This window comes from Roseovarius confluentis, assembly GCF_002917925.1.
GTDB lineage: Bacteria > Pseudomonadota > Alphaproteobacteria > Rhodobacterales > Rhodobacteraceae > Roseovarius > Roseovarius confluentis.
On the sequence record NZ_PPFE01000001.1, the window covers coordinates 612079 to 632835 of the forward strand.

General features: G+C 64.1%; 21 protein-coding genes. 4 read left to right on the top strand and 17 right to left on the bottom strand.

The window, feature by feature from the left end; genetic code table 11:
• Positions 1 to 14: 14 nt before the first annotated feature.
• The 4 genes from C2I35_RS02925 (at position 15) to C2I35_RS02940 (ending at position 4085) form a co-directional block, all read left to right on the top strand.
• A complete protein-coding gene (locus tag C2I35_RS02925) occupies positions 15 to 767 on the top strand; it encodes a hypothetical protein (RefSeq protein ID WP_103761502.1) in 753 nt (250 codons plus the stop codon).
• On the top strand, positions 764 to 1381 hold the full coding sequence (locus C2I35_RS02930) for a hypothetical protein (protein WP_103761503.1): 618 nt from the start codon (positions 764 to 766) through the stop codon (positions 1379 to 1381). The genes C2I35_RS02925 and C2I35_RS02930 overlap by 4 nt, the downstream gene beginning before the upstream one ends.
• A 78-nt stretch (positions 1382 to 1459) precedes the next feature.
• Positions 1460 to 2431 (top strand): glycosyltransferase family 2 protein, encoded by a 972-nt coding sequence (locus C2I35_RS02935; protein WP_103761504.1) that lies wholly within the window; start codon positions 1460 to 1462, stop codon positions 2429 to 2431.
• A gap of 181 nt (positions 2432 to 2612) precedes the next feature.
• Positions 2613 to 4085 (top strand): DEAD/DEAH box helicase, encoded by a 1473-nt coding sequence (locus tag C2I35_RS02940; protein WP_103761505.1) that lies wholly within the window; start codon positions 2613 to 2615, stop codon positions 4083 to 4085.
• A 96-nt stretch (positions 4086 to 4181) separates the two neighbouring features.
• Here C2I35_RS02940 and C2I35_RS02945 read toward each other — a convergent pair whose 3' ends face one another.
• From C2I35_RS02945 to nuoF, 17 genes are all read right to left on the bottom strand, one after another.
• The gene (locus C2I35_RS02945; protein WP_103761506.1) at positions 4182 to 5849 is read right to left on the bottom strand and encodes a ribonuclease J; all 1668 of its coding nucleotides are present in this window, start codon (positions 5847 to 5849) and stop codon (positions 4182 to 4184) included.
• A gap of 6 nt (positions 5850 to 5855) precedes the next feature.
• A complete protein-coding gene (locus C2I35_RS02950) occupies positions 5856 to 6626 on the bottom strand; it encodes a type III pantothenate kinase (protein ID WP_103761507.1) in 771 nt (256 codons plus the stop codon).
• Positions 6627 to 6646: 20 nt separating this feature from the next.
• Entirely contained in the window at positions 6647 to 7399 is a 753-nt protein-coding gene (locus tag C2I35_RS02955) for a biotin--[acetyl-CoA-carboxylase] ligase (protein ID WP_103761508.1), read from the bottom strand.
• Positions 7400 to 7486: 87 nt separating this feature from the next.
• Positions 7487 to 8920 (bottom strand): NADH-quinone oxidoreductase subunit NuoN, encoded by a 1434-nt coding sequence (nuoN, locus tag C2I35_RS02960; protein ID WP_103761509.1) that lies wholly within the window; start codon positions 8918 to 8920, stop codon positions 7487 to 7489.
• Between the two features lie 4 nt (positions 8921 to 8924).
• Positions 8925 to 10472, bottom strand: coding sequence for an NADH-quinone oxidoreductase subunit M (locus tag C2I35_RS02965; protein WP_103761510.1), 1548 nt, complete (start codon positions 10470 to 10472; stop codon positions 8925 to 8927).
• Complete coding sequence (gene nuoL, locus C2I35_RS02970; RefSeq protein ID WP_103761511.1) at positions 10472 to 12607, bottom strand: NADH-quinone oxidoreductase subunit L; 2136 nt, start codon at positions 12605 to 12607, stop codon at positions 10472 to 10474. Before nuoL ends, C2I35_RS02965 begins: the two co-directional genes overlap by 1 nt.
• 4 nt (positions 12608 to 12611) lie before the next feature.
• Positions 12612 to 12917, bottom strand: coding sequence for an NADH-quinone oxidoreductase subunit NuoK (nuoK, locus tag C2I35_RS02975; RefSeq protein WP_057789867.1), 306 nt, complete (start codon positions 12915 to 12917; stop codon positions 12612 to 12614).
• Positions 12918 to 13051: 134 nt separating this feature from the next.
• A complete protein-coding gene (locus C2I35_RS02980; RefSeq protein ID WP_103761512.1) occupies positions 13052 to 13660 on the bottom strand; it encodes an NADH-quinone oxidoreductase subunit J in 609 nt (202 codons plus the stop codon).
• Entirely contained in the window at positions 13657 to 14070 is a 414-nt protein-coding gene (locus C2I35_RS02985) for a carboxymuconolactone decarboxylase family protein (RefSeq protein WP_103761513.1), read from the bottom strand. The genes C2I35_RS02980 and C2I35_RS02985 overlap by 4 nt, the downstream gene beginning before the upstream one ends.
• Positions 14067 to 14561 (bottom strand): NADH-quinone oxidoreductase subunit NuoI, encoded by a 495-nt coding sequence (nuoI, locus tag C2I35_RS02990; RefSeq protein ID WP_103761514.1) that lies wholly within the window; start codon positions 14559 to 14561, stop codon positions 14067 to 14069. Before nuoI ends, C2I35_RS02985 begins: the two co-directional genes overlap by 4 nt.
• Before the next feature lie 5 nt (positions 14562 to 14566).
• A complete protein-coding gene (gene nuoH, locus C2I35_RS02995) occupies positions 14567 to 15604 on the bottom strand; it encodes an NADH-quinone oxidoreductase subunit NuoH (protein ID WP_103761515.1) in 1038 nt (345 codons plus the stop codon).
• Positions 15605 to 15611: 7 nt separating this feature from the next.
• A complete protein-coding gene (locus C2I35_RS03000; RefSeq protein ID WP_245890398.1) occupies positions 15612 to 15980 on the bottom strand; it encodes a YNQ4 family lipoprotein in 369 nt (122 codons plus the stop codon).
• A gap of 35 nt (positions 15981 to 16015) precedes the next feature.
• Positions 16016 to 18025 (bottom strand): NADH-quinone oxidoreductase subunit NuoG, encoded by a 2010-nt coding sequence (gene nuoG / locus C2I35_RS03005; protein ID WP_103761517.1) that lies wholly within the window; start codon positions 18023 to 18025, stop codon positions 16016 to 16018.
• A 6-nt stretch (positions 18026 to 18031) separates the two neighbouring features.
• A complete protein-coding gene (locus tag C2I35_RS03010; RefSeq protein WP_103761518.1) occupies positions 18032 to 18445 on the bottom strand; it encodes a DUF5333 domain-containing protein in 414 nt (137 codons plus the stop codon).
• Positions 18446 to 18566: 121 nt separating this feature from the next.
• Positions 18567 to 18920 carry a hypothetical protein gene (locus tag C2I35_RS03015; RefSeq protein WP_103761519.1) on the bottom strand — a complete coding sequence of 118 codons (354 nt, stop codon included), beginning with the start codon at positions 18918 to 18920 and terminating at the stop codon, positions 18567 to 18569.
• Positions 18921 to 18951: 31 nt separating this feature from the next.
• Complete coding sequence (locus tag C2I35_RS03020) at positions 18952 to 19449, bottom strand: DUF3291 domain-containing protein (RefSeq protein ID WP_103761520.1); 498 nt, start codon at positions 19447 to 19449, stop codon at positions 18952 to 18954.
• Positions 19450 to 19456: 7 nt separating this feature from the next.
• Positions 19457 to 20752 (bottom strand): NADH-quinone oxidoreductase subunit NuoF, encoded by a 1296-nt coding sequence (gene nuoF, locus C2I35_RS03025; protein ID WP_103761521.1) that lies wholly within the window; start codon positions 20750 to 20752, stop codon positions 19457 to 19459.
• Positions 20753 to 20757 lie beyond the last annotated feature (5 nt).

Consider the following 20757-nt stretch of genomic DNA (forward strand, 5'->3'; position numbering starts at 1 on the left):
ATCATTCTGGCGCAATGGATGACCAGGTATACCCCGGCGGATTTGCCTCTCTCGTAAAGCGGTTCGAGGGCAAGCGCACCCAATTCACCAATTGGCAAGACCTGTTGCCGCCAATCGATGCGGACCTCTCGCGCTTCTTCCACGCGACGGTTTCCCCCGGCCCCGTGCCACCGCGCCGGAAAACGCGCGACATCCACGAAAAGCACGAGGATTTCAGCGTTCAACTGGCCGGCTACAGCGAGGCGCATGTGCTGAACGCGATCCTCATCGCGGTGCTGCGCCGGCGTGATCCGCCGGATGAGGCCCTGACCCTGTTTTTCCGCCTGTGGTCCGAACATGGTGCACGCCTGGTCAAGGACATGCCCGTGCGCTGGATGGTGTCCTCCGCCACCACCTTTGCGGATCATGGCCGGACCGGCGACCAACGCGCCTGCGGCATGGGGCTTTCGGTGCTCTTCGACACGATCAAGCTCTACGAGAGCGAACGCAGCTACAGCGGGCTCTCCGGGCGAAAGCTCTTCAGCCTTCGGCCCGGTGAAAAGCACCACAGCATGCCTTTCGGGGTCACCCGCTATTCCTTCAAGTCTGGCGACCTCGACAAGAACATGCTCGCCCGGCTCTGGCTGCTGTCCGAGGCCGACGCGACCATCGCCCCTCTTGCCCGCGCGATGCTGCGCCTTGTCGTCACCGACACGCGTACCGTCTTCTCCCGCGTCCAGCGAATGAAGGCGGCACGGGCAGAGCGTCGTGCCAGGAAGCAACCGTGACCCTGCAGAACCGAGTCCTGCCCACGGGCGAGATCGCGGCCACGCCGGAACGCGGCACCCTCATGGGAAACCGGGGCATCCTGCACGACGCCGATCAACGACTGGGCAAGGCGCGCTGGCGGCACGCTCACTGGGTCACCTGTCAGCTGAGCTTCAAGGGCCGCCGCCGTGCCCTGATGCAGCCCGGAGCCTACACCGAACTTTTCTTCCTCGACGAGCCCACGGCGCTCGCCGCCGGTCACCGCCCCTGCGGCGAATGCCGTCGCCCGGAGTTTAAACGCTTCGTTTTGCTTTTCCACGCCGCCAACGGCACCGCAACACTGGCCGAGATCGACCGCCTGATGCACCGCGATCGTGTCACGCGCACGCGCGCGCAGGTCCGCCACACGGCAGTCCTCGAAACGCTGCCCGATGGCGCCTTCATCCTGCACGACGACGCGCCGCATCTTGTATGGGGCGACCGCCTCCTGCGCTACACCCCCGGCGGCTACACCGCCGCCCTGCCCCGCACCACGAGACCCGCGACCGTGCTCACCCGGGCCTCGACCGTCGCCACACTGGCCGCCGGGTACCGCCCTTCACTGCACCACTCGGCCACGCAAACGCACCCCTGACCTTCTCCTGGCCTCAAATACCCCTGCCAGAGGTACCGACCTCTTGCGCGCACAGCGCCCCTGTCACATGCTCAGGCCATGAGCAGTGACCCCACATGGGGCGTGGTCGCCACAATCAAGGCGCCCGCCCAAGACATCCTGAATTTTGCCGCGCACTACCTCGACCTGGGCGCCCACCGGGTGTTTGTCTACCTGGACGAGGACACGGCGCAGGCCCGCTCGGCGCTCAAGCGGCACCCCAAATGCCGCGTGATCCTGACGGATGCCAATTACTGGAAACGCCGCCGCCGCGACAAGGGGCGGCCGGACGCGCACCAGCACCGCCAGTCGCTCAACGCCACGCATTGCTATACACGCGATCCGCAGGTCGACTGGCTCCTGCATGTCGACGTCGATGAATTCTTGCAGCCCCTGTCGCCGCTCACCGCCCAACTGGTTGCGATCCCGCCCGGCATCCTGTCTGCCCGCGTGCGCCCGATCGAGGCAATGCAGCCCGATCCCGCCGACCCGCCGCCGCCCGGCACAATCTGGTGCAAGGGCTTCGATCCGATGCTGCGGATCCGCCGTGAACAGACCGCCAGGCTTTACCCCTGCTACGGCGAGCATCTGAATGGCGGCTTTCTCAGCCACGTCGCCGGGAAGTTATTCGTGCGCACCGGGCAGCCCGATGTCAGCATCCGTATCCATAACGCGTTCGTCGGAAAGACACGCGATTCCAACCTCTTCGACCTCCACGACTGTCGCCTCGTGCATCTTCATGCCCCCACCTGGGACGACTGGCAGGCGCGGTTCCGCTACCGGCTCACCCGAGGCTCCTACCGGCCCGACCTCAAAGCCAACGCCCGGCACTCGGAAACGGCCCTGACGATGCACCAGCTGTTCTCGATGCTCGAGTCCGAGGGCGGCGAAGACGCCCTGCGCGCCTTCTTCACCGAGGTCTGTGTGGCCACGCCGGACCTGCGCACCCGGCTCGACGCGCAGGGCCACCTGCACGCGGTCTCCCTCGATCTGGACGCCAAACGCGCCCGGCATTTCCCGAATTTCACCTGATCGCCCTTGATTGTTGCCGCAACGCACACAATTCACACGACATACACACTTTGTCCGTCCCGTGGCGTCGCACATTGACCAACGCCCGGCCTTCAGATAGGGGAAGTGCACCAAGGCCCTGCACTTACGGGCCAATTCGAGATGGCGGGCCAGAATCGTGTCCGCAAACCTGTGGACATACATGACAAAATTTTCTGACCTGAGCCTGAACCCCAAGGTTCTGAAAGCCGTCGAAGAAGCCGGCTACGAAACCCCCACCCCCATCCAGGCGGGCGCCATACCTCCCGCGCTCGAAGGCCGCGACGTCTTGGGCATCGCCCAGACCGGCACCGGCAAGACCGCCGGGTTTACCCTGCCCATGCTGTCGCTTCTGGCCCGGGGCCGTGCCCGCGCGCGCATGCCGCGCAGCCTGGTGCTTTGCCCCACGCGCGAACTCGCCGCGCAGGTGGCCGAGAATTTCGACACCTATTCCAAGTACCTCAAGCTGACCAAGGCGCTGCTGATCGGCGGCGTCAGCTTCAAGGAGCAGGAACAGATCATCGACAAGGGCGTCGACGTCCTGATCGCCACGCCCGGCCGCCTGCTCGACCATTTCGAGCGCGGCAAGCTGATCCTTTCGGACGTGAAAGTGATGGTCGTGGACGAGGCCGACCGGATGCTCGACATGGGCTTCATCCCCGATATCGAGCGCATCTTCGGCCTGACGCCCTTCACCCGCCAGACGCTTTTCTTCTCCGCCACCATGGCGCCCGAGATCGAGCGCATCACCAACACGTTCCTCTCCAGCCCCGAACGCATCGAGGTCGCCCGTCAGGCGACGGCCTCCGAGACGATCGAACAGGGCGTGGCGATGTTCAAACCCTCGCGCCGCGACCGGGCAGACAGCGAAAAACGCAAGCTGCTGCGTGCACTCATCGACGCCGAGGGCGAGAAGCTGACCAACGCGATCATCTTCTGCAACCGCAAGACGGATGTGGATATCGTCGCCAAGTCGCTCAAGAAGTACGGCTATGACGCCGCGCCCATTCACGGCGACCTCGACCAAAGCCAGCGCACCCGCACGCTCGACGGCTTCCGCGCCGGCGATCTGCGCATTCTCGTGGCCTCCGACGTGGCCGCCCGCGGCCTCGACGTGCCCTCGGTAAGCCATGTGTTCAACTTCGACGTCCCCGGCCACCCCGAGGATTACGTCCACCGCATCGGCCGCACCGGCCGTGCCGGGCGCGACGGCAAGGCGATCACGCTCTGCAACCCGCGCGACGAGAAAGCTCTCAGCGCGGTCGAGAACCTGATCCAGAAAGAGATCCCCAAGCTCGACAACCCGCTGGGCAACGCCGCGCCCGAGCCCGAGGCCGACGCAGCCACCGAGGACGCGCCGAAGAAGCCACGCCGCTCACGCAGCCGCCGCAAGTCGGATGAGTCGCAAGAGGCGCAGGAAACCGCTCCACAGAAAACCGAGGACGCCAAGTCCGAGCCGACAGCCGACGCGAAATCCGAATCCAAGTCGCAGGACGAAGGCGAGAAACCTTCGCGCGGCCGCAGTGGCAGCAGCGGCAAGAAGCAGGACAACAAGGACAAGTCCGGCCCCGTCGGCATGGGCGACCACCTGCCCAGCTTCATCGCCAAGAGCTTCGACGAGCGGATGGTGTCCTGAACCGGCCTCGTAGGGTGGGTGAGAACCCACCTTCCGCACGCGTCAAACCGATTCCGTAGGGTGGGCGAAAGCCCTCGCGCCCCCCCGCCCCAAGCGTTATGACAACCGGCTGATAATCACCGTCACCTCGGGCTTCTTGCCGATCTCGCCCTGCGCGCTCTGACGCGCCACCTTGCGCAGTCCGTCCTCCAGCGCGTCATCGTCGCTCAGCGTCTTGGGCTTCGCACGCCCCATGAACTGGCTCAGGTCCTCTTCCAGAACGTCCACCAGCGGCGCGCGGCTGCTGCCGGTCTCGGCCAGCCCCATGATCTCGCACCAGGGCTCGCCCAGCGGTTCGTCACTCTCGTCCAGGATCACGTTGATCGTCACGTGCCCGTTCAGCGCCATGCGGATCCGGTCGCGCACGATACCGTCAAGTGCTCCGACCTTCACCGACCCGTCAAGGTAGGTCCGCCCGGTGTCGACATACTCGGCCACCTCTGCACGGTTGCCGCTCAGATCGATCATCGTGCCGTTCGGCGCCAGAACCCCGTGCAGCTTGCTTTCGCCCGCCAGCTTCACATGCTCGCGCAGGTGCCGGTGCTCGCCATGCATCGGAATCACGAATTGCGGTTGGACGATCTGGTGCAGCTTCTTCAGGTCGGGCCGGTTGGCGTGCCCCGACACGTGGTAAAGGCCGCTGCTGTCATCCACAACGTCCACGCCCTGTTCGCTGAACTGGTTGATGATGCGAATGACACCGCGCTCGTTGCCCGGAATCGTCTTGGACGAGAACAGGAACGTGTCCCCGGGCTTCAGCGTAATCCCGTTATACTTGCCCTGCGCCAACTGCGCACTGGCCGCGCGCCGTTCCCCCTGGCTGCCGGTGACGATCAGCATCACGTTCTCGCGCGGAATGTCCCGCGTGTCCTCGGGGCTGATCGTGCGCGGGAAATCGGTCAGCACGCCGGTCTCGACCGAGGCTTCGATCATCCGCCGCATCGCCCGGCCCAGCAGACAGATCGACCGCCCGGCCCGTTCCCCGGCCTGGGCCAGCGTCTTCACCCGTGCCACGTTGCTGGCGAATGTCGTCGCCACGACCATGCCCTTTGCGCCTGCGACAAGCTTCTCGATCTCGGGGCCCACGGTGCTTTCGCTGCGCCCCTCATGGGCGTTGAACACGTTGGTCGAGTCGCAGACCAGCGCCTTCACCCCCGGCTTGGCGATCTCGGCCCACATCGCCTCGTCAAAGGCCTCGCCCACCACCGGGTCCATGTCGATCTTGAAATCCCCCGAATGCACGATCCGCCCCGCCGGCGTGTCGATCACCAGGCCGGAACTTTCCGGGATCGAATGCGAGATCGGCGCGAACCCCACGGTGAACGGTCCCGCTTGGGTCGTCTCGGGCCAAGGCGACACGGTCTGCACCGCCTTCTCCGGGTGGCCATGCTCGTCCATCTTCCGCCGCGCGATATTGGCGGTGAACGCCCGCGCGTAAATCGGCGCTCCCAGCTGGTCATAGTAATGCGCCACAGCACCCACGTGGTCTTCGTGCGCGTGGGTGATGAACACCGCCTCCAACTGGTCGCGCCGCTCTTCCAGCCACGCGATATCGGGGAAAATCAGGTCCACCCCCGGCGTGCCATCCATGTCCGGAAACGTCACGCCGAGGTCCACAAGGATATACCTTTCCTTGCCCGGCGCGCCGTATCCGTAGACATAGGCGTTCATGCCAATTTCCCCCGCCCCGCCAAGGGCAAGGTACGTCAATCTCTCACTGCTCATCCCCGATCAGCCTTCCTTGTTATGGGCATGGATCACGGTCAGCCCATGCATCGTCAAATCTTCTCGAATTTCGTCGAACAGCAGGTCGCCCTGCGCGAAAAGCGGCGCAAGGCCACCCGTGCCGATGATCTTCATCGGCGTCTCGTACTCGGCCCGGATGCGCTCTGTCACACCGCTGACCAGCCCGACATAGCCCCAGAACACGCCCGACTGCATACAGTCCACCGTGTTGGTGCCGATCACCTTCTGCGGCTTCGTCACGTCGATATGAGGTAAGGCCGCCGCCGCCATGTGCAAGGCCTCGAGGCTCAGGTTGACGCCGGGGGAAATCACGCCCCCGACATAGGCGCCATCCTCGGCCACAACGTCAAAGGTCGTTGCTGTGCCGAAATCCACCACGATCAGGTTGCCGCCATAAAGGTCGTAGGCCCCGGCGGCATTCACCAGCCGGTCCGGCCCCACCTGCGTGCCCTCGTCCACCCGCGGCTGGCGCGGCAGCGCGCATTCCGGCTTGCCCACCACGATGGGCCGGCAGCCAAAGAAACGGTCCGCAAAGACGCGCAGGTTGAACACCACGCGCGGCACCGTGGACGAGATGATGACATCGGTGATATCGAGGTCGATCTCGTAATGCTTCACAAGCGTCGAGAACCACGTGAAATAGGCATCCGCCGTCCGCGCATGGTGGGTCGAGGTGCGCAGGGTGCACAGAAACTTCGACCCGTCCCAGATCGCGAAAACCGTGTTGGTGTTGCCGCAGTCGATCGCCAGAAGCATCTTGGCGCCCCTCTCTTTCGTCAGAAAAACACGTCCGCCGCCGGGATGACGTGGCGCGATTTGGCATCTGTTAGAACAAGATTGCCGCCCGCGTCCACCGTCTCGAACGTGCCGGTAAATTCCTCGCGGCCCGTCCTTGCGGTTATTACTTCGCCCAAGCGCGCCGCCCGGTCCATCCAGGCCGCGCGAATGGGCGCAAATCCATACGTCGCGAACTGTGTCTCCAGCTTGGCATAGGCCGGAGCAAGCAGGTCAAGGAACTCCTCCGCTGCAACCTCCACCCCGGTCTCGGACATGAGCGATACGGGCCGCACAGCCCCCGGCTCCACCGCGTCCGCCTCGGGTGCGTCGCGCAGGTTCACCCCGATTCCGATGGCGAAATGGCTTAGCCCGCCACCCGCGCCCGCGCTTTCCAAGAGTATCCCGGCCAGCTTGCCGCCGTTCAACAGCACGTCATTCGGCCATTTCAGCGAAAAGCCCGTCGGCCGTCCCGTCACTGCCACGAACGCATCAAAAAGCGCCAGCGAGGCCACGAAAGACCGCAGCGCCACCTGGTCCGGGCTTTCCGTGGGCCGCATCACCAGCGTCGCCGCGAAGTTGCCCGCCGGGTTGGCCCAGGGTCGCCCGCGCCGCCCCCGCGCCGCCGTCTGGTGCCGCGCCATTATCCATTCCGGACCGCTCAGGCCGGGCGCAATTCGCGCCGCCTCGGCGTTGGTGCTGTCCACCTCGTCCAGCACCCGCCGCCCGTATCCTTCTGGCCACGGCTCTTTCATTGTTCAAAAAATACTCCCGCCGGAGGCGCCCGAAAAACAAAGCGACGCGCCAAGGGCGCGTCACCTTTTTCCAGACTGCGATGCGGTTCAGTCGACAAGCGTCGCCGCCGCCGCCTGCGCCATGGCCTCGACGCCGAACATGTTCAGCATCCCCACGACCATGATCGCCGCCGACGCCATCAGGAACCCCCACAGCACCGGCGATTTGCGCGCTTCCAGCGGCTCGCCCTCTTCGCCGAAATACATGAAGAAGACGATGCGCAGGTAATAGAACGCCCCGATCACCGACGCGATCACCCCGGCCACCGCCAGCCAGACAAGCCCGCCATCGTAAGCGGCCCGCAGTACGTAAAGCTTGCCGAAGAACCCCAGGAAAGGCGGCACGCCCGCAAGGCTGAACATCAGGATCAACACCGCCAGCGCCCGGCCCGGATGCGCCCGGGAATAAAGGTTCAGGCTGGCGATATCCGTCACCGGCCGCCCGTCGCGTTCCATCGACAGGACAAAAGCGAAGGTGCCGACGTTCATGGTCACGTAGATCGCCATGTAGACCAGCATCGCCTGCACGCCGAACGCCGTGCCCGCCGCCAGCCCCATCAGGGCGTATCCCATATGCGCGATCGACGAATAGGCCATCAGCCGCTTGATATCGGTCTGCCCGATCGCGGCGATCCCGCCCAGGAACATCGACAACAGCGACAGCACCGCGATCACCTGCTGCCAGTCGCCCACCACGCCGCCGAACGCGTCATGCGCCACGCGGGCGAAAAGCGCCATCGCCGCCATCTTGGGCGCGGTGGCAAAGAACGCCGTGATCGGTGTCGGCGCGCCCTCGTAGACGTCCGGCGTCCACATGTGGAACGGAACCGCCGAGACCTTGAAGGCCAGCCCCGCCAGCACGAACACCAGCCCGATCAGCAATCCGAGCGGCGCCTGTCCTTCCGCCGATGCGATGATCCCGGAAAACAGCGTCGTGCCGGTATAGCCATAGACCAGCGAGGCCCCGTACAGCAGGATGCCCGAGCTGAGCGCGCCCAGCACGAAGTATTTCAGGCCCGCTTCGGTCGATTTCACGCTGTCGCGCCGCAGCGAGGCGACGACGTAAAGCGCCAGCGACTGCAACTCCAGCCCCATGTAAAGCGCCATCAGGTCACCGGCACTGACCATCATCATCATGCCCACGGCCGCCAGCGCCACCAGCAGCGGATACTCGAACCGCAGCATGTCGCGCTGCGCCATGTAGTCCTGCCCCATCAGCAGCACGGCCGCTGCCGACAGCAGCACCGCCACCTTGGCGAACCGCGCGAACCCGTCATCGTTGAACATGCCGCCGAACGCCGTGCGCGTGCCATCGCCCGAGAACCCGATCCAGGCCGCCATCACCACGAAGACCGCCGCCGTGATCCACACCAGCAGCGGCGCGTACCGATCCTTGCCGGTATAGGCCACGCCCAGAAGCGCCGCCATCGCGTATACCGAGATCAGGATCTCCGGCAGGATTACATTCAGATCAGCCTGCATGGGACTACTCCGTCGCAGCGGCCAGCTTGGTCGCGCTGTCCGCGTCGACCAGGGCCGTTTCATAATTGGAAATCAGCGCCTCGACCGAGGGGCCGATGATGTCGGTCACAAGGCTGGGATAAACGCCCAGCAGCAAGGTCATCACCACCAGCGGGGCAAAGATCGCCTTCTCGCGCTGCGTCATGTCCTTGATCGACTTCAGGCTTTCCTTGATCAGGTCGCCCAGCACCACCCGGCGATAGAGCCACAGCGCATAGGCCGCCGACAGGATCACGCCAGACGTGGCCACCAGCGCCACCCAGGTGTTGACCTTGAATATCCCCATCAGCGTCAGGAATTCCCCGATGAAGCCCGACGTGCCCGGCAGACCCACATTGGCCATCGTGAACAGCATGAAGATCAGCGCATAGGCCGGCATCCGGTTCACCAGGCCGCCATAGGCGTCGATCTCGCGCGTGTGCATCCGGTCATAGATCACGCCCACGCACAGGAACAGCGCACCCGAGATAAACCCGTGGCTCAGCATCTGGAAGATCGCCCCGTCGATCCCCTGCTGGTTCGCCGCGAAGATCCCCATGGTGACGTAGCCCATGTGCGCCACGGACGAATAGGCGATCAGCTTCTTCATGTCTTCCTGCGCCAAGGCGACCAGCGAGGTATAGACGATGGCGATGGCCGACATCCACAAGACCAGCGGCGTCAGCACTTCGGACCCCACCGGGAACATCGGCAGGCTGAATCGCAGGAAGCCATAGCCGCCCATCTTCAACAGGATCGCCGCCAGCACGACCGAGCCCGCCGTCGGCGCCTGCACGTGCGCATCCGGCAGCCAGGTATGCACCGGCCACATCGGCATCTTCACCGCGAAACTTGCGAAGAACGCGATGAACAGCAGCGTCTGCATGCCACCCACGATCTGGATGCCCAGCAGGCTGAACGTCTCCGACCCGAAGCTGTGCGTCATCAGCGTCGGGATATCCGTCGTGCCCGCCTCGGCGAACATGGCGACCATCGCCACCAGCATCAGGACCGAGCCAAGAAACGTGTAGAGGAAGAACTTGAACGACGCATAAATGCGTTCCTTGCCGCCCCAGATCCCGATGATCAGGAACATCGGGATCAGCCCTGCCTCGAAGAACAGGTAAAAGAGCACCAGGTCCAGCGCCATGAACACGCCCAACATGAGCGTTTCCAGCAGCAGGAAGGCGATCATGTATTCCTTCACCCGGTGCGTCACGTTCCACGACGCGGCAATGGTGATCGGCATCATGAAGGTCGTCAGGATGACAAACAGGATGCTGATCCCGTCCACGCCCATCTTGTATTGCAGCCCCAGCAGCCACTCGCGCTCTTCCACGAACTGAAAGCCGGTGTTGTTCGGGTCGAAATCGAATAGGATGAACAGCGACACCAGAAAGGTCAGCCCGGTCGCGATCAGCGCCACCCACTTGGCATTGCGCTGCGCCGCCTCGTCATCGCCCCGCAGGAACACCGCCAGGATGAAAGCCGCGATGGCGGGAATGAAGGTGGTGATGGAAAGCAGGTTATCCATTAGTTCGCTCCCCCGCTAAGGCTCACCCATGTGACAAGCACCGCGATCCCGATGACCATGGCAAAGGCATAGGTGAAGATGTATCCCGACTGGGCCCGTCCGGCGAGGCGGGTGAAGAACGGGATGATCCCCATCGCGACCCCGTTGATGGTCCCGTCGATGACGTTGCCATCGCCCTTCTTCCACAACAGGCTGCCCAGCCGCTTGGCGGGCCGAACGAAAACAAAGTCGTAGATCTCGTCGAAATACCACTTGTTCAGCAGGAACAGGTACAGCGGGCGCTGGTTCTCGGCCAGCCGTCCGGGGATCGACGGGTTCAGGATGTAGAACCAGAACGCCGTCAGGAAGCCGACGATCATCGCCACGAAGGGGCTGACCTTGACCCATTTCGGCACCGCGTGCGCGTCGTTCAGGATCGTGTTGCCCTCGGCGGCATAGATCGCGCCCTCGCCCGGCTCGCCGGTGAACACATAGTGATGCTCCTCGCCGTAACCGCCTTCTTCGGTCTCGGCATGGGCCTCACCCTCTTCGGCATGGCTCTCGTCGGCCGCCGCGGTCTCTTCACCGTGCTCCTCGGCGCCTTCTTCGTGGTGCTGCTCTTCCGCGTAAGGCACGCCAAAGAACTTCGCCACCGTGTCCGTGTGCCCGAAGAAGCTGTTGTACCAGATCATCCCGGCAAAGATCGACCCGAGCGCCAGCACGCCCAGCGGCGCCACCATCACCATCGGGCTTTCGTGCGCGTGCTCATGCGTGTGCTTGTCGCCGCGCGGCTCGCCCCAGAAGGTCAGGAACATCAGCCGCCAGCTGTAGAAGCTGGTGAACAGCGCCGCGATGACCAGCGCCCAGAAGGCAAAGCCACCACTGGTGCCCGCATAGGCACTCTCGATGATCGCGTCCTTCGACAGGAAGCCGGCAAAGCCGATCGTGGTCAGCGGAATGCCCACGCCGGTAATTGCCAGCGTCCCGATCAGCATGGCCCAGAACGTATAGGGAAACTTCTTGCGCAGCCCGCCATAGTTCCGCATGTCCTGCTCGTGATGCATCCCGTGGATGACCGAGCCCGCGCCAAGGAACAGCATCGCCTTGAAGAACGCGTGCGTGAACAGGTGGAACATTGCCACGCTGTAGGCCCCCACACCCGCGGCCACGAACATGTAGCCCAGCTGCGAACAGGTCGAATAGGCGATGACGCGCTTGATGTCGTTCTGCACCAGCCCCACCGTGGCCGCAAAGAACGCCGTCATGCCGCCCAGCACCGTGACGAAGGCCAGCGCGCCGGGCGCGAACTCCATCAGCGGCGACATCCGGCAGACAAGGAAAACCCCCGCCGTCACCATGGTCGCCGCGTGGATCAGCGCCGACACCGGCGTCGGGCCTTCCATCGCGTCCGGCAACCAGGTGTGCAGGAACAGCTGCGCCGATTTGCCCATCGCGCCGACGAACAGCAGGAAGGCGATCAGGTTCGCCGCATTCCACTCCGTCCAGAGGAACGTCAGCTGCGTATTCGCCAACTCGGGCGCCGCCGCGAACACGTCGTCGAAATTGATCGACCCGGTCAAGAAGAACAGCGCGAAGATCCCCAGCGCAAAGCCGAAATCCCCCACCCGGTTCACCACGAACGCCTTGATCGCCGCCGCGTTGGCGCTTGGCTTGCGGAAATAGAACCCGATCAGCAGGTAAGACGCCAGGCCCACGCCCTCCCAGCCAAAGAACATCTGCGCCAGGTTGTCCGCCGTCACAAGCATCAGCATGGCGAAGGTAAAGAGGCTCAGATAGGCAAAGAAACGTGGGCGATAGCTCTCGTCGTCACGGAAATTCTCGTCATGGGCCATGTAGCCCATCGAATACAGGTGCACGAGCGCCGACACCGTGGTGATCACGATCAGCATGATCGCCGTCAGCCGGTCCAGCCGGATCGACCACGCCACGTCCAGCTCGCCCGACTGGATCCAGTCGAGGATGTGAATGTACTGGGTCGTCCCGTCGAAGCTGAAAAAGACGATCCAGCTCAGGAGCGCCGACAGGAACAACAGGCCCGTGGTCACCCACTGCGCGCCCGCGTCCCCGATGATGCGCCAGCCGAAGCCCGCGATGATGGCGCCCAGAAGCGGGCCGAATAGAATGATCTGTTCCATGCCCTCAGCCCTTCATCACGTTGACGTCTTCCACGGCGATCGTGCCGCGGTTGCGGAAGAAGCAGACAAGAATGGCAAGCCCGATGGCGGCCTCCGCGGCGGCCACGGTCAGCACGAACAGGGTAAAGACCTGCCCCACCATGTCACCCAGGAAGCTGGAAAATGCCACGAGGTTCACGTTGACCGACAGCAGCATCAACTCGATCGACATCAGCAGGATGATCACGTTTTTCCTGTTCAGGAAAAGCCCGAAAATCCCGATGACGAACAGCGCCGCCGCCACCGTCAGGTAATGCTCCAGTCCAATCATGTCGTCCCTCCGGGCCGCGCCCGTTCGTTTGTCTTTTCATCCCGTCCCGGGCCTGACCCGGGACCTCATTGTCTCTTGCCCGGGCCCGACGGTCCGGGAGGCCCCGGATCAGGTCCGGGGCGCGAACAGCAGGATTACAACCCCTGCCCCGGTTTCACGTCCTTCAGTTCCATCGCCTTGGCCGGATCGCGGTACATCTGCGCCAGCACGTCCTGCCGCTTGACGTCCGAGCGGTGGCGCAGCGTCAGCACGATCGCGCCCATCATCGCCACCAGCAGGATCAGACCCGCCAGCTGGAACAGCAGGAAATACTGGTCATACAGCAGCATCCCCAGCGCCTTGGTATTCTCCAGGTCGGTCGGCGTGACGGCCGCGCGCGCGCCCTCGGCATCCGTGGCCATCTGCCAGTTGCCGAAGGCGACGCCGAATTGCATCAGCAATATGATCCCGATCAGCAGCGCCAGCGGCATGTATTTCGCCATCTCCGCCTTCAGCTCGGCGAAATCCACGTCCAGCATCATCACCACGAACAGGAACAGCACGGCGACCGCGCCCACATAGACAATGATCAAGAGCATCGCCACGAACTCCGCGCCCAAAAGCACGAAAAGGCCAGCCGCGGACAGGAACGCCAGGATCAGCCACAGGACCGAGTGCACCGGGTTCCGGCTGACCACCGTGAACAGCCCCCCCGCCAACAGCGAGACCGCAAAGAGATAGAAGGAAAACGCGGCAATGGTCATGTGTCCTGGTCCTCGTCCTTGGCCTCGTCCATGACCTCGCGCGCGAAATCCATCGCCCGGTTCATGGACGGGATACCGGCAAACATCGCCATCATCGCGATGGTCTCGGCAATCTCGTCTTTCGTGGCGCCCGCTTCCAGCGCGTGGCGCACGGTCATCCTGATCTGCGTATCGCTCTGCGCGCCCAGCATGGTCAACCCCGCAAGCGTGATCAGCAGACGCGTCTTGGCGTCCAGCCCGTCCTTGCTGATGCCACGGCCGAACATCATCTCCATGAATTCCTTCGGCATGGTGGGCCACATCGCCTCGAACCCCTTGGGCGAGAACGACTCAAGCGCCGGATTCATGGTCTTCACCATCTCCTGCGCCTGGGCCATCATGGCCTCGAACGGGTTCGTCGGATTGCTCATCTGTAAGGCGCGTCCATTTCCAGGTTGCGGGCGATCTCGGCTTCCCACCGCTCGCCGTTCTCCAGCAGTTTCTGCTTGTCATAGAACAGCTCTTCGCGGGTCTCGGTGGCGAACTCGAAATTCGGCCCCTCGACGATGGCATCCACCGGGCAGGCTTCCTGGCAGAAGCCGCAATAGATGCACTTGGTCATGTCGATGTCATAGCGCGTCGTGCGGCGGCTACCGTCGTCGCGCGGCTCGGCGTCGATGGTGATCGCCTGCGCGGGGCAGATCGCCTCGCACAGCTTGCAGGCAATGCACCGCTCTTCGCCATTGGGATAACGCCGCAGCGCGTGCTCACCCCGGAACCGCGGGCTCAGCGGGCCTTTTTCATGCGGATAGTTCAGCGTCGCCTTGGGGGCGAAGAAGTATTTGAACCCCAGCTTGAAACCGTTGAACACATCCTTCAGCAGGAAGTATCCTGCGGCGCGTCCGTAATCGATCTGCGTCATTGTCGTCAGCCTCCCATTGCGTAGCGGGCCCAGAACGACCCGAAGACTTCGAATTTCGCCAGGAAGGACACGATCACGACCCAGGCGAGCGACAGCGGCAGGAACACTTTCCAGCCGATCCGCATCAGCTGGTCATAGCGATAACGCGGCGTGATCGCCTTCACCATGGCGAAGAGAAAGAAGAAGAACGCCATCTTCGCGACCATCCAGAACACCCCGTCCGGCAGCCCCGGAATGGGCGAAAGCCACCCGCCGAAGAACAGCAGGCTCGTCAGCGCGCACATCAGGAAGATCGCGATGTATTCCCCGGCCATGAACAGCAGGAAGGGTGTGCTGGAATATTCCACCTGGTAGCCCGCCACCAGTTCCGATTCCGCCTCCGGCAGGTCGAACGGCGGGCGGTTGGTTTCCGCCAGGCACGAGATGAAGAACAGGAACACCATCGGCAGGTGCGGCAGCCAGTACCAGCCGAAGAAGCCGAAATTCGTGTCCTGCGCCGCCACGATGGACCCGAAGCTCAAAGAGCCGGTCGAGATGATCACCCCGATGATGATCAGGCCGATGCTGACCTCGTAGGAAATCATCTGTGCCGCAGACCGCAACGAGCCCAGGAACGGGTATTTCGAGTTCGAGGCCCAGCCGCCCATGATCACGCCGTAAACCTCGAGCGACGAGACGGCAAAGACAAAGAGGACCGCGACGTTGATGTCCGACAGGACCCAGCCGTCATTGAGCGGAATCACCGCCCAGGCCAGCACCGCCAGCACGAAGCTCGCCATCGGCGCCATCATGAACACGGTACGGTCCGCGCCCGCTGGCACGACGACTTCCTTGAGCACGTATTTCAGCGCGTCGGCCACCGTCTGCAACAGGCCATAGACCCCCACCACGTTCGGCCCCCGCCGCATCTGCACCGCGGCCCAGATCTTGCGGTCGCCATAGACCAGAAACAGCAGCGACACCATCACGAAGCCCACCACCGCAAGGCACTGCGCCATGATCAGGACAAAGGTCCCAAGCGGGGTTGTCAGAAATTCAGCCATTCGTCCCTCATACCGTCGGTATCCCGTTCTCTGCGCAACTGGCGGCCACGACTTCCGCGTCGATCCTTATGATGCCACCGGGCAGCGTCGGCGAGATGGTGTAAACCGCATCTGCGGTCCAGATGCCACCCCGTTCGTCCACATTCGTGCGCACGTGGCGCGCAAATCCGTATCCCCGGATCAGCGTGTACTCCGCCGCCGCGCATTCGGCGTATTGGCTGACGTCCTCGGCTGTCCGCGCCCCGGCCATTTCCACACGGAAATTCACCAGGTCCCCGTCCAGAAGGCGCGTCTCGATGCCCCGATACTCGGGGTCGAACTCCGCGTCGGGGTCAGTGCCCGGCGCCGCACAGGCGGCCAGGCCCGCGAAAGCCATGACCGACAGCGCCCATATGCCAAGCGCAGCTTGCGTCATTCCGCGGCCACCGGCTCTTCGCGGCGGTCCTTGGCGTTTGCGCTCAGTTCCGCCATCAGCGCGCTGGCCCGGGCAATCGGGTTTGTCAGATAGTGATCGCCCAAGGCGGCCCCGATGGAGCCCGACGACGGCTCGACCTTGTCCACCATGGTCCATTCGTTCTCGGGCACCGCGTCGATCTGTGCGACATGCGGCACCTCCTCGATCAACACGCGGCGCAATTGTGCCAGGCTGTCAAAGGGCAGCACCGCGCCCATCTCGCCCGACAGCGCCCGCAGGATCGCCCAGTTCTCCTTGGCCTCGCCCGGCGGGTGCCCGGCGCGCAGCGCCAGCTGCGGACGGCCTTCGGTGTTCACGAAGACGCCCTGTTCCTCGGGATAGGCCGCGGCGGGCAGGATGATGTCGGCGCGATGCGCGCCCCTGTCGCCATGGCTGCCCTGGTAGATGACCAGCGGCCCCTCCGCGATCTCGATCTCGTCTGCGCCCAGGTTATAGATCACGTCAGCGCCGTCCAGCGCGGCGGTAATCCCGCCGTCGGTCACACAGCCCGCATCCATCGCGCCCACGCGGGAGGCGGCGGTGTGCAGGACCAGCATCTTGGCACCCATTTTCTCGGTCAGTTGCATCGCCATGCTCAGCGCCGCAGGCCCGCCATCACCGATCAACGCGCCCTGCCCGATGATCACGATCGCGTCCTCGGTCTCCTTGGCCTCGGACAGAAGTTGCGGCAGCACCCGGTTGCGCGCTCCCAGCTCGGTCGCGTCAAAGGTCAGCTCCGCAGGTTGCCCGGCATGCACCACCTCGGCCCCACGCAGCCACGCCTTGCGGATGCGCGCGTTCAGCACAGGCGCCTCAACGCCCGGATCGGTTCCGATCAGGACGATCTTCCTCGCCGTGTCGATCTCCTCGATGCGCGCCGTGCCCACATAGGCCGAGCGGTTGCCCGGCACCAGGTGCGCGCCGTCGGTGCGGCATTCCACGCGCCCGCCCTGGCCTTCGACCAGCTGGCGCAGCGCGAACGCCGCCTCCATCGGCACCAGGTCGCCCACGAGGCCGGCCACGGTCTTGCCTTTCATGGCCGCAGCGGCCTTGCCCAACGCCTCGGGCCAGGTGGCCGGACGCAGCTTGCCGTTCTCGCGGATAAAGGGCTTGTCCAGCCGCTGACGGCGCAGCCCGTCCCACACGAACCGCGTCTTGTCCGAGATCCATTCCTCGTTCACGCCGTCATGGTTGCGCGGCAGGATGCGCATCACTTCGCGCCCCTTGGTGTCCACCCGGATGTTGGACCCCAGCGCATCCATCACGTCGATGGTTTCCGTCTTGGTCAGCTCCCACGGACGGGCAGTGAACGCATAAGGCTTGCTGACCAACGCCCCGACCGGGCACAGGTCGATGATGTTGCCTTGCATGTTGCTGTCCAGCGTCTCGCCCAGGTAGGCGGTGATCTCGGCATCCTCGCCCCGGCCGGTCTGGCCCATCTGGTTGATACCGGCCACCTCGGTGGTGAAGCGCACGCAGCGGGTGCAGGAAATGCAGCGCGTCATGTGGGTTTCCACCAGCGGGCCCAGGTTCAGGTCCTCGGTGGCCCGCTTCGGCTCGCGATAACGGCTGAAGTCCACGCCATAAGCCATTGCCTGGTCCTGCAAATCGCACTCGCCGCCCTGGTCGCAGATCGGGCAGTCCAGCGGGTGGTTGATCAGCAGGAACTCCATCACGCCTTCCCGGGCCTTCTTGACCATCGGGCTGTTGGTGCGCACGACCGGCGGCTGGCCTTCGGGGCCGGGCCGCAGGTCGCGCACCTGCATGGCGCAGCTGGCCGCCGGTTTCGGCGGCCCGCCGACAACCTCCACAAGACACATCCGGCAGTTGCCCGCGATCGACAACCGCTCGTGGTAGCAGAACCGCGGGATCTCGATCCCCACCTGCTCGCAGGCCTGGATCAGGGTCATCGCCCCGTCCACTTCCACTTCCTGATCGTCGATGATGATTTTGCGAAGGTCAGACATGAATTCTCACTTTGCTCTCAGTAGCTGCCCGATCTGGCTGCCATTCGCCATTTCGGCTTGGCCCAGAACACACAGGCTGGCGGGGTCAAGGTTGCTGGCCCCTTTCGATTTGAAATACGCGTTGCGCCGCTCGCGCATGGCCGCCTTGTTGGCGTCGTTGTTGATATACGCATCGATCTCGGCCTCGCTATAACCGCGCTCCGCCGCCGCTTTCTTCAGCGCGCTGGCATAGGATTGCGCCCGGAACAGCCGCCCGCCGATGCTGCCGCACTCGCGGCGGATCTTGTCGGCTGCCGCAAGATAGAGCAGCCCCTGGTTGATCCCGGCCTCGTCCTTCAGTCCCGCCTGTGCGGGCAGTGCTGCCGCCGTCAGGGCCGCGCCAAGGGCCAGACCCACGATCTTGCTCGATACACGTTTCATATCTGTCTTCCTCTCACAAGGGCGCCCGGACCATCCGCCGCGCCATCTGCTGCGCAGATGGTCCCCAGCGGCGCTGTTATGCAATAACAGCCGCCCCATGCCTTTGATATGAAAGAGGAAATTACCACAGCACACATTTCCCCGTGAAGGTCAGCTTGTTGCCATTGGGTTGTACCGTGCCGCGCGGCGCCAGCGGGCTGATGTACCACTCCACCTCCGAGGTGCCGAAATTCTGCACGCAGTACCGTTTGCCCTCGTAGGCCCCCGCCGCCAGCGCGCCGTCATAGCCGCGGTTGACGCGCGGCACGGTCACGACGAACCGCTCGCGGTTGTCACGCGAGGCCGCCTTGGACTTCTGCTTGTAGAACACCCCGTTGAACGTGACCCGTTCGGTGGTCCGGTTACACCCCGCAACCATCGCGCCGGCCATCAGCACCAGCACAAGGGCCCGCGCCCCGTTTTTCAATGTCGTCATCCTGGTCACGCTCTCTGGCCTTCCATTCTTGTCATTCCGCCGCCACAGGGGCGCAGCCGCGGGTCTGCCACAACCGGGCCTCTTCCAGGTGAGACCAGCCAAAGGCATGGTCACTGTCGCCTTCCGCCTTCCGGCGCTCCAGCCGTTCCAACCCCTCGTCCAATGTCGGCCGGTGCCCCTGCGGCACCCACCACATGACGAAATGCATCTCGCCCATCACCTCGAACCATTCCGCGCGGCGTTCATAGAACTGCCGATGCACGGTGTTCCAAACGAAATTCTCCAGGCTCGCCGCATCTTCCCACACGGTCAGGTTGGCCACGAACTGCGGATCCCCCCCGATGCTGGTCTCGGTGTTGCCCGTGCCAGGCTCGCCCGAGCCTTCCATCATCCACACGAACCCCGGCATCCGCTTGCCCATGCCGTTCACACGGTCCAGCGCGCCCATGAACTCCGCCACGCGCGGGTCATCCGTGGGCGCGACAAGCCGTCCGACATTCAGTTGCGCAAGATGAGGTGTGCCGGACATCGGTTCCTTACTCCGCCGCCACCGCAGACACCTTGCCGGTGCGCTGCGCCTTGATCCGGTCCTCGATCTCGTCGCGGAAGTTGCGGATCAGGCCCTGGATCGGCCAGGCCGCCGCATCGCCCAGGGCACAGATCGTATGACCCTCGACCTGCTTGGTGACGTCGAACAGCATGTCGATCTCCTCGACCTCCGCCTCGCCGCGCACCAGCCGGTCCATCACCCGCATCATCCAGCCCGTGCCCTCGCGGCAGGGCGTGCATTGCCCACAGCTTTCGTGCTTGTAGAATTTCGACAGCCGCCAGATCGCCTTGATGATGTCCGTGTTCTTGTCCATCACGATCACCGCCGCGGTCCCCAGGCTCGATCCGACCTCGCGCAGCGCGTCGAAATCCATGATCGCGTCCTTCATGTTCTCGCCGCGCACGCATGGAACGGACGAACCACCGGGAATGACCGCTTTCAGGTTGTCCCACCCGCCGCGAATGCCGCCGCAATGCTTGTCGATCAACTCTTCAAAGCTGATCGACATCGCGTCCTCGACCACGCAGGGGTTGTTCACATGGCCCGACACGGCGAAAATCTTGGTGCCCGCGTTGTTGGGCCGCCCGAAGCCGGCGAACCAGTCCGCCCCGCGCCGCAGGATCGTCGGCACCACCGCGATGCTCTCCACGTTGTTCACCGTCGTGGGACAGCCATAAAGCCCCGCCCCGGCCGGAAACGGCGGCTTCATCCGGGGCATGCCCTTCTTGCCTTCGAGGCTTTCCAGCAGCGCGGTTTCCTCGCCGCAGATATACGCCCCCGCGCCATGCGCAAGGTACAGGTCAAAATCATAACCCGACTTGCAGGCGTTCTTGCCGATCAGCCCGGCCTCGTAGGCCTCGTCGATCGCCGCCTGCAACGCTTCCTTCTCGCGGATATATTCACCGCGGATATAGATGTAACAGGCGTGGGCCTGCATCGCGTAGCTGGCGATCAGGCACCCCTCGATCAGCGTATGCGGATCGTGGCGCATGATCTCTCGGTCCTTGCAGGTGCCCGGCTCGGACTCGTCGGCATTGACCACCAGGTAGGCGGGCCGCCCGTCGCTTTCCTTGGGCATGAAGGACCACTTGAGCCCGGTCGGGAAGCCCGCGCCGCCCCGGCCGCGCAGCCCGCTGGCCTTCATCTGTTCGACGATCCACTCGCGCCCGTTCTCGAGGATGGTCTTGGTCCCGTCCCAATGGCCACGCGCCTGCGCGCCCTTCAGGCTGCGGTCGTGCATCCCGTAGAGATTGGTAAAGATACGATCCTGATCGTCCAGCATCAGAT

Coding starts and splice junctions, on each gene's coding strand:
- C2I35_RS03020 (WP_103761520.1), bottom strand. CDS start 19,449: ATGTCCGGCACACCTCATCTTGCGCAACTGAATGTCGGACGGCTTGTC.
- C2I35_RS02980 (WP_103761512.1), bottom strand. CDS start 13,660: ATGACCATTGCCGCGTTTTCCTTCTATCTCTTTGCGGTCTCGCTGTTG.
- nuoL (WP_103761511.1), bottom strand. CDS start 12,607: ATGGAACAGATCATTCTATTCGGCCCGCTTCTGGGCGCCATCATCGCG.
- nuoN (WP_103761509.1), bottom strand. CDS start 8,920: ATGCAGGCTGATCTGAATGTAATCCTGCCGGAGATCCTGATCTCGGTA.
- C2I35_RS02950 (WP_103761507.1), bottom strand. CDS start 6,626: ATGCTTCTGGCGATCGACTGCGGCAACACCAACACGGTTTTCGCGATC.
- nuoK (WP_057789867.1), bottom strand. CDS start 12,917: ATGATTGGACTGGAGCATTACCTGACGGTGGCGGCGGCGCTGTTCGTC.
- C2I35_RS02935 (WP_103761504.1), top strand. CDS start 1,460: ATGAGCAGTGACCCCACATGGGGCGTGGTCGCCACAATCAAGGCGCCC.
- C2I35_RS02985 (WP_103761513.1), bottom strand. CDS start 14,070: ATGAGCAATCCGACGAACCCGTTCGAGGCCATGATGGCCCAGGCGCAG.
- C2I35_RS02965 (WP_103761510.1), bottom strand. CDS start 10,472: ATGGATAACCTGCTTTCCATCACCACCTTCATTCCCGCCATCGCGGCT.
- C2I35_RS03015 (WP_103761519.1), bottom strand. CDS start 18,920: ATGACGACATTGAAAAACGGGGCGCGGGCCCTTGTGCTGGTGCTGATG.
- C2I35_RS02940 (WP_103761505.1), top strand. CDS start 2,613: ATGACAAAATTTTCTGACCTGAGCCTGAACCCCAAGGTTCTGAAAGCC.
- C2I35_RS02955 (WP_103761508.1), bottom strand. CDS start 7,399: ATGAAAGAGCCGTGGCCAGAAGGATACGGGCGGCGGGTGCTGGACGAG.
- C2I35_RS03010 (WP_103761518.1), bottom strand. CDS start 18,445: ATGAAACGTGTATCGAGCAAGATCGTGGGTCTGGCCCTTGGCGCGGCC.
- nuoI (WP_103761514.1), bottom strand. CDS start 14,561: ATGACGCAGATCGATTACGGACGCGCCGCAGGATACTTCCTGCTGAAG.
- nuoG (WP_103761517.1), bottom strand. CDS start 18,025: ATGTCTGACCTTCGCAAAATCATCATCGACGATCAGGAAGTGGAAGTG.
- nuoF (WP_103761521.1), bottom strand. CDS start 20,752: ATGCTGGACGATCAGGATCGTATCTTTACCAATCTCTACGGGATGCAC.
- C2I35_RS02945 (WP_103761506.1), bottom strand. CDS start 5,849: ATGAGCAGTGAGAGATTGACGTACCTTGCCCTTGGCGGGGCGGGGGAA.
- C2I35_RS03000 (WP_245890398.1), bottom strand. CDS start 15,980: ATGGCTTTCGCGGGCCTGGCCGCCTGTGCGGCGCCGGGCACTGACCCC.
- C2I35_RS02925 (WP_103761502.1), top strand. CDS start 15: ATGGATGACCAGGTATACCCCGGCGGATTTGCCTCTCTCGTAAAGCGG.
- nuoH (WP_103761515.1), bottom strand. CDS start 15,604: ATGGCTGAATTTCTGACAACCCCGCTTGGGACCTTTGTCCTGATCATG.